Annotated in this window: 15 protein-coding genes; 13 read left to right on the top strand and 2 right to left on the bottom strand. The window is 45.9% G+C overall.

Going from position 1 to position 10,585, the window contains the following annotated elements:
- Window positions 1-373: 373 nt before the first annotated feature.
- The 8 genes from ACLQ6D_RS03585 to ACLQ6D_RS03550 all read left to right on the top strand — a co-directional run bounded on the left by ACLQ6D_RS03585 (window position 374) and on the right by ACLQ6D_RS03550 (window position 6,317).
- A complete protein-coding gene (locus ACLQ6D_RS03585) occupies window positions 374-2,197 on the top strand; it encodes an NAD(P)H-dependent oxidoreductase subunit E (protein WP_411725903.1) in 1,824 nt (607 codons plus the stop codon).
- Entirely contained in the window at window positions 2,190-2,909 is a 720-nt protein-coding gene (locus tag ACLQ6D_RS03580; RefSeq protein WP_411725902.1) for a 2Fe-2S iron-sulfur cluster-binding protein, read from the top strand. The genes ACLQ6D_RS03585 and ACLQ6D_RS03580 overlap by 8 nt, the downstream gene beginning before the upstream one ends.
- Complete coding sequence (locus ACLQ6D_RS03575; protein WP_411725901.1) at window positions 2,899-3,438, top strand: NADP oxidoreductase; 540 nt, start codon at window positions 2,899-2,901, stop codon at window positions 3,436-3,438. Before ACLQ6D_RS03580 ends, ACLQ6D_RS03575 begins: the two co-directional genes overlap by 11 nt.
- Before the next feature lie 119 nt (window positions 3,439-3,557).
- Complete coding sequence (locus ACLQ6D_RS03570) at window positions 3,558-3,758, top strand: hypothetical protein (RefSeq protein ID WP_411725900.1); 201 nt, start codon at window positions 3,558-3,560, stop codon at window positions 3,756-3,758.
- A gap of 97 nt (window positions 3,759-3,855) precedes the next feature.
- Window positions 3,856-4,059, top strand: coding sequence for a type II toxin-antitoxin system HicB family antitoxin (locus tag ACLQ6D_RS03565; protein WP_411725899.1), 204 nt, complete (start codon window positions 3,856-3,858; stop codon window positions 4,057-4,059).
- Window positions 4,056-4,262 carry a type II toxin-antitoxin system HicA family toxin gene (locus ACLQ6D_RS03560; protein ID WP_411725897.1) on the top strand — a complete coding sequence of 69 codons (207 nt, stop codon included), beginning with the start codon at window positions 4,056-4,058 and terminating at the stop codon, window positions 4,260-4,262. The genes ACLQ6D_RS03565 and ACLQ6D_RS03560 overlap by 4 nt, the downstream gene beginning before the upstream one ends.
- 63 nt (window positions 4,263-4,325) lie before the next feature.
- Window positions 4,326-5,828 (top strand): Ni/Fe hydrogenase subunit alpha, encoded by a 1,503-nt coding sequence (locus tag ACLQ6D_RS03555; protein ID WP_411725896.1) that lies wholly within the window; start codon window positions 4,326-4,328, stop codon window positions 5,826-5,828.
- Window positions 5,829-6,317: a hydrogenase maturation protease gene (locus ACLQ6D_RS03550; protein ID WP_411725895.1), complete on the top strand. Its 489-nt coding sequence runs from the start codon at window positions 5,829-5,831 to the stop codon at window positions 6,315-6,317.
- Window positions 6,318-6,327: 10 nt separating this feature from the next.
- Here ACLQ6D_RS03550 and ACLQ6D_RS03545 read toward each other — a convergent pair whose 3' ends face one another.
- The gene (locus ACLQ6D_RS03545) at window positions 6,328-6,465 is read right to left on the bottom strand and encodes a hypothetical protein (protein ID WP_411725894.1); all 138 of its coding nucleotides are present in this window, start codon (window positions 6,463-6,465) and stop codon (window positions 6,328-6,330) included.
- 26 nt (window positions 6,466-6,491) lie between these two features.
- Between ACLQ6D_RS03545 and hypA the strand changes: the two genes are divergently transcribed.
- Window positions 6,492-6,833, top strand: coding sequence for a hydrogenase maturation nickel metallochaperone HypA (hypA, locus tag ACLQ6D_RS03540; protein ID WP_411725892.1), 342 nt, complete (start codon window positions 6,492-6,494; stop codon window positions 6,831-6,833).
- A 126-nt stretch (window positions 6,834-6,959) separates the two neighbouring features.
- Window positions 6,960-7,730 carry a hydrogenase nickel incorporation protein HypB gene (gene hypB / locus ACLQ6D_RS03535; RefSeq protein ID WP_411725891.1) on the top strand — a complete coding sequence of 257 codons (771 nt, stop codon included), beginning with the start codon at window positions 6,960-6,962 and terminating at the stop codon, window positions 7,728-7,730.
- A 339-nt stretch (window positions 7,731-8,069) separates the two neighbouring features.
- Here the strand turns inward: hypB and ACLQ6D_RS03530 are convergent, their stop codons facing one another.
- The gene (locus tag ACLQ6D_RS03530) at window positions 8,070-8,303 is read right to left on the bottom strand and encodes a DUF4158 domain-containing protein (RefSeq protein ID WP_411725890.1); all 234 of its coding nucleotides are present in this window, start codon (window positions 8,301-8,303) and stop codon (window positions 8,070-8,072) included.
- Between the two features lie 162 nt (window positions 8,304-8,465).
- On the opposite strand from ACLQ6D_RS03530, the gene ACLQ6D_RS03525 reads away from it, so the two are divergent.
- The 3 genes from ACLQ6D_RS03525 (at window position 8,466) to ACLQ6D_RS03515 (ending at window position 10,335) form a co-directional block, all read left to right on the top strand.
- The gene (locus tag ACLQ6D_RS03525; protein ID WP_411725904.1) at window positions 8,466-9,107 is read left to right on the top strand and encodes a recombinase family protein; all 642 of its coding nucleotides are present in this window, start codon (window positions 8,466-8,468) and stop codon (window positions 9,105-9,107) included.
- A 569-nt stretch (window positions 9,108-9,676) separates the two neighbouring features.
- A complete protein-coding gene (locus ACLQ6D_RS03520) occupies window positions 9,677-10,042 on the top strand; it encodes a type II toxin-antitoxin system RelE/ParE family toxin (protein WP_411725889.1) in 366 nt (121 codons plus the stop codon).
- Window positions 10,042-10,335, top strand: a complete 294-nt coding sequence (locus tag ACLQ6D_RS03515; protein WP_411725888.1) for a Fis family transcriptional regulator — start codon at window positions 10,042-10,044, stop codon at window positions 10,333-10,335. Before ACLQ6D_RS03520 ends, ACLQ6D_RS03515 begins: the two co-directional genes overlap by 1 nt.
- Window positions 10,336-10,585: the final 250 nt, after the last annotated feature.

Genomic DNA, 10,585 nt, shown 5'->3' with positions numbered 1-10,585 from the left:
TGGGTTCGTACCCTCTGCCGGTGTTGGCTGGCAGGTAAGCCCTATAACGAGCCAACCTACCCAAAAGCGCTTGGGCGGCGCGGCCCGCCTTTGCCAAAACAAGCCAGTGAAACCAGTCGAAAAAACTGGACAGGCCAACTCAGGGCGTGAAGCGGACGGTCACGTATTTAGTTCGTCATCGTTAATAATTAACAGTTCAAAAATCTACGAAATATTATGTATAACAAAATGAAAATAGTTATTTTGCTGCATAAAATAAAACGAATTAGATGATGGTTTAATGTTTCCCTAAGTTATTTGAAAAATTTGATTGGCAATTGTAGGGTAAAATTGTAATTGTAAGCATCCAGAAAGGTTAAACTTGGGCGATAAAATGAGACAATTTATTCAAGACCTCGCAGAAAAAAACCACCATCAGGCAACGCATTTGCTGCAAATTCTGAGAGCGATTCAATCCCGCTATCATTATGTACCGGGGGCTGCGGTAGAACAGTTGGCTAGGTTGTTACATATTCCCCAGACTCACATCATCAGCGTTGTTGAATTCTATAGTTTTTTACATTTAACCCCAAGAGGACACTATGAGCTTCTGATCAGTGATTCCATTACGGATCACATGTTGGGTAAGAAATACCTGACCGATTATCTGGCACGCAAACTGAACGTGGCTGTCGGTGGGGTGCGCGAGGATGGGGTGGTTAGTCTGGATAACACCTCATGCACCGGGATGTGCGATCAAGGCCCCGCCGGTTTGGTTAATGGCTTTGCGTTGACCCGATTAAACCACCAGCGCATTGATCAAATTGTTAGCCTGATAAATCAGCAAAAGCCATTAGACCAATGGCCCACCGAGTTTTTTCTTGTCGAGGACAATATCCACAGGCCTGATTTATTGCTGAATCAACCTATCCAACCGGGATCTGCCCTTAGGTCACTGCTTAAACGTGGCTTACAAGAAACATTAGCAGAAATCAGTCAAGCGGGGTTGCGTGGACGGGGGGGAGCGGGCTATAACACCGCCTGGAAATGGCATCTTTGTTATGAAGGGCCTGAAGAAGGTGCATTTTGTGATGTCGCTACGCAAAATCAGCAACAACGTTACATAATTTGCAATGCCGATGAAGGCGAACCCGGAACTTTTAAGGACAGGGTGTTGTTAAACTCTTATGCCCATCAGGTATTTGAAGGCATGACGGTCTGTGCTGCGATTATCGGCGCGACGCAGGGCTTTTTATATTTGCGCGGCGAATATCTGTATCTTTACGATAAGCTGCAAAGCGTGTTGGCTGAACGCCGGAAGACCGGTTTGCTGGGCAATAATATTCTTCAACAAGGACTGGATTTTGATATTGAAATCCGCATGGGAGCGGGCGCTTATATTTGTGGTGAAGAATCCGCGTTAATCGAGTCACTTGAAGGGAAAGCTGGCATTCCTCGAAACCGTCCTCCTTATCCTGTTACTCAGGGCTATTTGGGGAAACCTACGGTAGTTAATAATGTCGAAACGTTTTATGCGGCGTCTGCGATTGCTGTCAATGGCGGCGAGTGGTTTGCCAGCGTCGGCACAGAAAAATCAAAAGGCACCAAAATCCTGAGTATTTGCGGTGATTGTCCACGTCCCGGTATCTACGAATATCCGTTTGGCACAACCATTCAGGCTATTTTAAAGGATTGCGGGGCAAGCGATGTGCTTGGTATTCAAATAGGCGGGCCATCAGGCACGTTTGTTTCTAATCAGGAGTTTGACCGCAAGCTGGCTTTTGAAGATTTGGCGACAGGCGGCTCATTTATTGTTTTTAACGATAGTCGCAATATTCTCGATATTGTTAATAATTTCACCCATTTTTTTGCACATGAAAGCTGCGGATTCTGTACGCCCTGCCGTGTTGGCACATCATTATTAAAAAAACAACTTGATAAAATTGTTGAAGGCCATGGCTCGGCAGGTGATGTGGTGGCGCTGGAAGAACTCTGTCAGTTAATTAAAAACCATAGTCACTGCGGACTAGGGCAGACGGCTGCAAATCCGGTATTAACGACCTTGGAACGTTATCCCGAACAGTATCAAAACCGGTTGAAAGAAATCAGCTATGAACCGGGATTCGATCTGGATGGTGCGCTGGAGACGGCGAGGCGCATGGCGAATCGCAATGACGTCGGAGCGCATTTAGCGCAAATTGGAGAAGATCATGAGTAAAACAATTACTATTGATGGCAAATCCATTCCTTTCGAAGACGGGCAGACCATTATGGAAGCGGCGACGGCAGCAGGCGTCTATATTCCGCATTTATGCCACCATCCAGACTTTACTCCACATGGCAGTTGCAAATTGTGTAATGTAAAAGTGAATGGTCGTGTGTGTTCTGCCTGCACCTTTCCGGCAATGGAAGGTCAGGATGTAATGAACAACACTAAAGATTTGCATGATGACCGGCAGAAAATCACTCAAATGCTGTTTGTCGAAGGCAATCATTTGTGCCCTGGCTGCGAAAAAAGCGGTAACTGCCGATTACAGGCAGTTGCCTATTATTTGAATATGCTCGACAACCACTTCCCGCATTTTTATGCTAAACGGGAAATAGACGCTTCTCATCCTGACGTAATGATTGATCATAACCGCTGTATTTTTTGTACGCTGTGCGTTCGCGCCAGTCAGCAAAAAGATGGTAAAGATGTGTTTGCTATCAGTGGCCGCGGTATCAATAAGCATCTAATCGTAAATGCCCAAAGTGGGCTGTTGAAAGATACTGACTTGGAAGTGGCGGATGAAGCCGCGCATATCTGCCCAACCGGAGCGATTTTGATTAAACGAACCGGCTATCATGTGCCGATTGGTGAACGTATTTACGATCATAAACAAATCGATCAAGTCAGTTTAGAAACGGAGCATCCTGAACATGGGGAGTAAAATTAGAATCGCAACCACATCGCTGGCGGGCTGCTTTGGCTGTCATACGTCATTTCTGGATATTGATGAGCGCATGTTGAAGTTGGCAGAAGTCGTTGAATTTGACCGGTCGCCGTTTACTGATATAGAACATTGCAACATGTGCGACATAGGCCTGATTGAAGGTGGTGTCTGTAATTCAGAAAATGTGCATGTTTTGCGCGAGTTCCGCAAAAACTGCAAGATTCTGGTTGCGGTGGGTGCTTGCGCCATTAATGGCGGTTTACCTGCGCTGCGTAACTTTATTCCACTGGAAGAATGTCTGGCAGAAGCGTATCTCGATGGAATTGGTATCGAAAATCCACAGATTCCCAGTGATCCTGAGTTGCCGTTATTACTGGATAAAGTACGTCCGATTCATGAAGTCGTGAAAATAGATTATTTTTTACCGGGCTGCCCGCCTTCAGCAGACGTATTCTGGAAATTTCTGACGGATTTGATTGATGGACGTGAACCAACACTTCCTTATGAGCTGGTTCATTACGATTAACTAACCTAATCGAGAAGCGGGTAGGTTGGGGGGAGATACGAACCCCAACATTTACGCATTGTTGAACGTTTTTGTTGGGATTCCTTACGTCATCCCAACCTACAAATACTGATGGCTGGATGTTATTAACCACTGCTGCACAATTTATCCACCAACACGCACCGGAAGAAGTCGTTGGCTTAAAAAAGAGATATGGCTATAAAACACTGAAGGAAGTTATATTGGCAACAGAGTTTTTTGATGTTATTGAGGAGCAAACGAATAAAGGAGGTACTCGCGTACTGTACCGAATCAAGCCTGATTTAGACTTTGTAGATTAATGTTTAACAATGCGCTTAACCGAACTTTTAAAAATGATAATTATGTGGGGTGCATTCTATGCACCCCCTTGGTAATGATAGAAACAAGGAGATATTCATGAAACTTAAAGTTGTTATTCACGAAGCGGAAGAAGGCGGATACTGGGCAGAAGTGCCTGCAATTCCCGGTTGTGCTACTCAAGGAGAAACTTTTGATGAGCTTCTCAGCAATATATACGAGGCGGTAGAAGGCTGTTTGGCGGTAGATATTGAAGATATTGCGCTTGCCAAAAATGACAGGATATTGGAGATCGCAGTTTGAAGGGAGTAAGTGGAAAACGGTTTTGCCGCCTCTTGGAGTCCAATGGCTGGGAATTAAAACGTATCAATGGCAGTCACCATATTTATATTAAGACGGGGAGCATTGTCAGCATATCAGTTCCCATTCATGGAAATGCGGCTTTGAAAGTTGGTTTGCAAAAGCATCTCATGAAAGTAGCAGGAATTGATGAATCTTCGTTGTAATTAATTGAGTCAGGCCATAGATAGAATGGTGTGTACAACTTACTTCGAACTTCGAGAATAACCATGTACGAACATTTAGAAACAGCTGAAAACCAAGAAAACCTGAAACGCGTCGTCGTAGATCCTGTTTCCCGTGTTGAAGGACACGGCAAAGTCACTTTATTGCTTGATGCGGAAAATAAAGTGAAGCAGGCCAGACTACATATTGTCGAATTTCGTGGTTTTGAGCGTTTTATTCAGGGCAGGCCCTATTGGGAGTTACCAGTATTAGTACAGCGTTTATGCGGTATCTGTCCCGTGAGTCATCATTTAGCCGCTGCTAAAGCCATAGACCAGTTGGTCGGCGTTGACCCTGAAAATCTGCCAGCATCAGCGGATAAATTAAGACGGCTGCTGCATTTCGGTCAGGTTCTACAATCCCACGCCCTGCATTTCTTTCATTTATCCAGCCCTGATTTATTGTTCGGCTTTGAAAGTGACATTAGCAAGCGCAGTATTATTGCGGTATTGGGTGCCTATCCGGATATTGGTGTGCAGGGCGTTAAGCTGCGCAAATACGGACAGGAAGTGATTCGTATGATTTCCGGTAAACGTATTCATGGCACGGGGGCGATTGCCGGCGGCATGAATAAAGCGCTGACCAAAGCCGAACGTGATTATTTGTTGGAAGATATTGATCAGATGATCGCGTGGTCTGCGGGTTCGGTCGCACTGATAAAAAAAATGCATTGCTCCAACCTACCCTATTACGACGATTTCGCCACCATTCGCACCAATTACCTCGGGCTGACCAAGCCCGATGGCGGGTTGGAGCTTTATCATGGCGGCATACGCGCCAAAAACGATAAAGGCGAAATGATTATGGATCACATCGATTATTGCAAATATAGCGATTATATCCATGAAGAAGTGCGCTCATGGACGTACATGAAATTTCCTTATCTGTTGTCACTGGGCAAGGAAAAGGGCTGGTATCGAGTCGGGCCGCTGGCACGGGTGAATAACTGCGACTACATTGATACACCGTTAGCGGAAGCCGCGCGGGTGGAATTTAAAGCGCACAGCGGGGAAGCAATGGTACATAGCACGCTGGCATTTCATTGGGCGCGTTTGATTGAAGCCTTGCATTGCGCCGAAAGTATTAAAGGGTTGCTCAATGATCCCGACATCATGGGCCATGATTTGATCGCTCAAGGCGAAAAGCGTTATGAAGGCGTTGGCGTGATTGAAGCGCCTCGCGGCACGTTATTTCATCATTATCAAGTCGATGATAATGACATCGTCACCAAAGCCAATTTAATCGTCTCGACTACCAGTAATAATATGGCGATGAATGAATCGGTGCGGCAAGTGGCGGCAGAATATTTATCGGGTCGGGAATTGACCGAGCCGTTATTGAATAATCTGGAGGTAGCGATTCGTGCTTATGATCCGTGTCTGTCCTGCGCGACCCATGCCGTGGGAAAAATGCCGTTGCAGCTTGAACTCATTGATGCTGACGGTAAGCTGATTGATAAGCTGGTTAAGCACAGTGACGGTCAAATCGAGCGGGATAGTGATTTCTAAATGGTTAAACCGGTTCTGCTTTTTGGCTATGGTAATATCAGTCGTGGCGATGACGCACTAGGGCCGTTATTGCTGGAATACGTCGAGAACACAGTTAATCTGGACACGATTGAAATACTGACCGATTTTCAATTACAAATTGAACACGCGCTGGATTTGGAAAATAGAGAGTTGGTGTTGTTTGTTGACGCGTCTGTAGCCTGTGTCAATACCTTTGATTTTGCCGTGCTTGACCCCGCCAGGGACAAAAGCTACACCACCCACGCTATGAGTCCGGCGGCGGTTTTAGAGGTGTATCAATCAATAAAAAAACAAATGCCCCCGCCGTGTTTTTTGCTGAGCATTAAAGGGGAAAAGTTCGAACTGGGCGAAGGCTTAAGCGCTAATGCTGAACAGCATTTAGCGCAAGCGTGTCAGTTTGCCGGGCAATTATTAGGCAATCTTGATAATGCTATATGGCGGCAACATGTAACGGATAGTTCGGGTTAGTTCTACTTTGTCAGATTACATGATCGCTATGTTTCAAGATCGTCATTCCGGCATGGATTGCCGGAATCCAGTCTCCATGGATGGGCTTGAGCTTGCCATCCATGGCACTGGATACCCGCTTCCCGGCGAGTATGACGATCTTGCGCATAATCTGACAAAGTAGAATTAGCCTATATGCACGAACTATCATTGCTTGAGAATGTGCGGGAAATTCTCGAAAATCATGCGCTGAGACAGAAGTTCAGTAGCGTAACCAAAGTGACTTTGGAAATAGGTAAGCTTTCCTGCGTTGAGCCGGACGCATTACGTTTCGGTTTTGATGTGGTCATGAAAGACTCGCTGGCAGAAAATGCCGAGCTGATTATTTCCGAACTAAATGGACTTGGGCTTTGTCAGCAATGCCAACAGCAAATAGAAATGGAAACCTTATACGATCCTTGTGTCTATTGCGGCAGCCCTTTTGTTAAAGTCATTCAGGGCGCGGAAATGAAGATTAAAGACTTGTGTGTTACCTAAGCAAACAAGCAAAAGTTCTTTAACCTGATTATTTACCACGAAGAACACAAAGCCTTATATTTTTCTTCGTGTTCTCTGTGTTCTTCGTGGTGAGTAAAAAATACTTACACTCTTACAGGTTTATTTATGTGTGGAATATGCGGTTGCGGTCAAACTAATCAAAAAACGACTCATCATCACGATGACCATGACCACGGTCATCATCATCATGATCACGAAACCGAGCGCCTGGTTAAAGTTGAACAGGATTTGCTCAGTAAAAACAATGCCTACGCCGCGCAGAACCGTGCGCATTTTCAACAGCATCATATCTTTACCCTCAATCTGGTTTCAAGCCCCGGAGCAGGTAAAACAACCTTGCTGGTTGAAACCATTAAAGTTTTAAAAGACCGCTTTCCTATTGCAGTTATCGAAGGTGATCAACAGACTGAGCACGATGCGGATCGAATCAGAGCCACAGGCATACCTGCTTTGCAAATTAATACCGGTCGAGCCTGTCATCTGGATGCGCATGGTATTGGTCATGCGATCATGGATCTGGGCGTTAAGGATCACAGTCTGCTGGCAATAGAAAATGTCGGCAATTTAGTGTGTCCGTCTTCATTTGATTTGGGTGAAGCGCATAAAGTGGTCGTGTTGTCGGTGACCGAAGGCGATGATAAACCACTCAAATACCCGGATATGTTTCATGCGGCAGATTTAATGCTCATCAATAAAACCGACTTGTTACCTTATGTCGATTTTGATGTGGAGCGTTGTATTCAGTACGCCAGACAGGTCAATCCCGACATACACATCATCAAACTATCATCGACTAAAGGTGATAATTTTTCAGCCTGGACGGATTGGCTTGCAGAGCGGGTTAAGCCCGCATTATATGTAAAAGCCCGAATATGATCTGAAATGTGAAGAAATTAAATTTAAATTCTTCTAACACTACGAAAAATTGTAAGTCTTGACTCTTGGGCAAGGGCAGAAAGGGCAATAACGGCTGTTTTATTTTCCATAATTCAATATTAATTGAAATATAGAAGTTGTCAATACTTAACCTGCTTGATACGCTTTAGCTGATTTAAGCACAACAACAAAAATTCTGAAATTGAATAGGCAGGTATTTAACCGAACCATTGCTTGAAGTTACAGTTTTTGTGAAGCCGGATTTAAAATCGATTTATAGTCTGAAAGCTACGTCTACCAAGGCTTTCAGAGGAAGCGAGCGACAAATTGTACTTTGGGTCATAGAACCCCAATATGCTCGATGATTGAGTTTGGTACTTGCTTCGATGTAACGAAGTAGCCGAGCCGTTGATAGGTTTTCAGCAAAAGGACAAAACCTAAGCGCGTGGCGGTTAATCGAGTCGTGCTATTACCAAACATTAACTCTGTATCCGAAGGCGTATAGAATTGCTCCAGTTCCGTTTGGGAAAGACGGCTTTTGAACCGAGGATAGGCAGTATCGCTAGCCTGCATTATTTAAAAATAAAGAAGTGACCCAGTGCAAGAAAAACGTCCGTTTATCTTGTTCTCAAAAAAACGTCAAAAACAAAGCAAAAATGTACAAGAAAACTCATTGAGAAAATCTACGCATATTATACCCTTACTTTTATTTTTTCTTGCACATTGAAATTCATCATGCTTGTCGGTTATGTCCGTGTTTCCAAAAATGATGGCAGTCAGACGCTAACGCCCCAGCGTGACGCTATGATTGCCGCCGGCATCGAGCCAAACCGGATTTACGAAGACTTGGCATCAGGCCGCAAGGATGACAGGCCTGGGCTAAATGCTTGCCTCAAGGCACTCCAGCCTGGCAATACCCTGGTGGTGTGGAAACTGGATAGGCTGGGCCGCGACTTGAAGCATTTGGTGACAACGGTAGACGAACTGCGGACACGAAATGTCGGGTTGAAAGTATTGGCTGGTACTGGCGCCCAAATAGACACGACCACCTCGAATGGGCGGCTGTTCTTTGGGATTTTTGCGGCACTGGCTGAATTTGAACGGGAATTGATTGCCGAGCGTACCCATGCCGGGCTTGCAGCAGCAAGGGCACGAGGGCGGAAAGGCGGACGACCCCGCAAAATGGACAGGCCTACGCTGATGATGGCGACGACAGCATTGGCAGACTCGAAAGCAAATGCGGGTAATGTCGCCAAGAGGTTAGGGATCACTACGACGACGCTTTATCTCTACGTCAATGGCGATGGAACAGTGAAAGCAGCGGGTCAAGCTATTCTTAACCAAAACAGCGATGATTTGAAAAAACTGCCTAAATAATGGATGTATAACTCTAATTTGTTCAATAAGTTGGGGTGATGTTACTCATTTACGAAGGAATCCTTACGGCCACCCTTTTCCCTTGGCTAATGACGAATATCCCAAGGGAAAAGCCGGGCTGAGAACGGAACGGCACACGGGAGATGTTGAGCGTCCAGACTGGCAAAGGTGACGTTGAGGAAGTCGAGCTGTTCACACATCCTGACCCACTCGGATTGCCCATAATCATTGAAGTCTTGTGGGGGATTCTCAACGGGATACGGCGGAGCAAGTTGCGCTGATGGAGCGCGTCCGGTGCAACCCTGGCGTGCTCAGTGACGTTGCCAGGACGGTGGCGACCACCAGCTACTGCGTACAGCGGGCAGACCTCATCGTTTACCATCGAATGCTCACGGCCTGGCGAGGGCACAGTCCGAGCCGAGGGTCAAAAGCGAGATTGGGTATTGGCTGGAGGTGCTTAACGAAATCGAAGTGAATTCGAAGGCAGTGCTGAATAGCTTGGCTTAGTCAAAATTGCCGACATCAATGATTGCCAGATAATCACAATAGCTTGTAATTATGTGCCAAATATGACACAATTACCCATGATGATTGACCGGACGAAAAAGTTGCCAGCACGGTTCTATGTGAACCCTTCTGGCCGCAAACCTGTCCGCGATTGGATTTTGGACTTGCCTGAAGCTGATCGGCACACGGTCGGGAAGGACATCCAGAAAGTCGAGTTCGGGTGGCCTATCGGACGTCCCCACTGTGCGCCGCTTGGTCACGGCTTATGGGAAGTGCGGAGTGGCCTTGACAGTAACCGGATCGCGCGGGTGATTTTTTGTATAGGCAGTGACTACATGGTTTTGCTGCACGGCTTCATCAAAAAGACGCAGAAAACGACACAGGCGGATATTGATCTTGCTTTAAGGCGCAAACGAGAGGTGATGTAATGGGACAACATAAAAATGGCAGTGTAAGCGATGAGACATTTGATGACTTCCTCGCGGAACATGGCTTGCTTCAATCATGTGAAAACCATGCGATTAAGGAAATGTTCGCCGAACAGATTGCTATCGAGATGAAAGACCATGGGTTGACAAAGAGTGCAATGGCTGAGCGGATGCACACCAGCCGTCGCCAGCTAGATCGACTGTTCGACCCAGCCGTTCAATCTGTGACGTTGGACACTTTAAGGAAAGCTGCAAGTGCGGTTGGCCGCACACTGCGCATTGAGCTTATTTGAGCATAGGCTTTTTGGGGACAACTTAACCCAGTTAAGCGCCTGCTCCGTTGGGGTAGACCCAGCCTGTTACTTGAAAGCAGCCACAGACCAAAGGCCATTTTTTGTTTTCTGATCGCCTCCAAACGACCCAGGCCGTGTCAAAACGTAAGCCCCCGTGTTGAAAACCCTGTAAAATATGCTTAAAGAAACGCTTGAACTGGGGGTTAAATGAAACGATTTATTCAAAGTGTAGATCGAACCCAAGGCACAC

Source organism: Methyloglobulus sp. (assembly GCF_046714055.1).
In the GTDB taxonomy this organism is placed as follows: Bacteria; Pseudomonadota; Gammaproteobacteria; order Methylococcales; family Methylomonadaceae; genus Methyloglobulus.
The sequence above is the reverse complement of the archived record's forward strand: the minus strand, read 5'-3'. Positions and strand labels throughout refer to the sequence as shown.

Coding starts and splice junctions, on each gene's coding strand:
- ACLQ6D_RS03585 (WP_411725903.1), top strand. CDS start 374: ATGAGACAATTTATTCAAGACCTCGCAGAAAAAAACCACCATCAGGCA.
- ACLQ6D_RS03580 (WP_411725902.1), top strand. CDS start 2,190: ATGAGTAAAACAATTACTATTGATGGCAAATCCATTCCTTTCGAAGAC.
- ACLQ6D_RS03575 (WP_411725901.1), top strand. CDS start 2,899: ATGGGGAGTAAAATTAGAATCGCAACCACATCGCTGGCGGGCTGCTTT.
- ACLQ6D_RS03570 (WP_411725900.1), top strand. CDS start 3,558: ATGTTATTAACCACTGCTGCACAATTTATCCACCAACACGCACCGGAA.
- ACLQ6D_RS03565 (WP_411725899.1), top strand. CDS start 3,856: ATGAAACTTAAAGTTGTTATTCACGAAGCGGAAGAAGGCGGATACTGG.
- ACLQ6D_RS03555 (WP_411725896.1), top strand. CDS start 4,326: ATGTACGAACATTTAGAAACAGCTGAAAACCAAGAAAACCTGAAACGC.
- ACLQ6D_RS03550 (WP_411725895.1), top strand. CDS start 5,829: ATGGTTAAACCGGTTCTGCTTTTTGGCTATGGTAATATCAGTCGTGGC.
- ACLQ6D_RS03545 (WP_411725894.1), bottom strand. CDS start 6,465: ATGCGCAAGATCGTCATACTCGCCGGGAAGCGGGTATCCAGTGCCATG.
- hypA (WP_411725892.1), top strand. CDS start 6,492: ATGCACGAACTATCATTGCTTGAGAATGTGCGGGAAATTCTCGAAAAT.
- hypB (WP_411725891.1), top strand. CDS start 6,960: ATGTGTGGAATATGCGGTTGCGGTCAAACTAATCAAAAAACGACTCAT.
- ACLQ6D_RS03530 (WP_411725890.1), bottom strand. CDS start 8,303: ATGCAGGCTAGCGATACTGCCTATCCTCGGTTCAAAAGCCGTCTTTCC.
- ACLQ6D_RS03525 (WP_411725904.1), top strand. CDS start 8,466: ATGCTTGTCGGTTATGTCCGTGTTTCCAAAAATGATGGCAGTCAGACG.
- ACLQ6D_RS03520 (WP_411725889.1), top strand. CDS start 9,677: ATGACACAATTACCCATGATGATTGACCGGACGAAAAAGTTGCCAGCA.
- ACLQ6D_RS03515 (WP_411725888.1), top strand. CDS start 10,042: ATGGGACAACATAAAAATGGCAGTGTAAGCGATGAGACATTTGATGAC.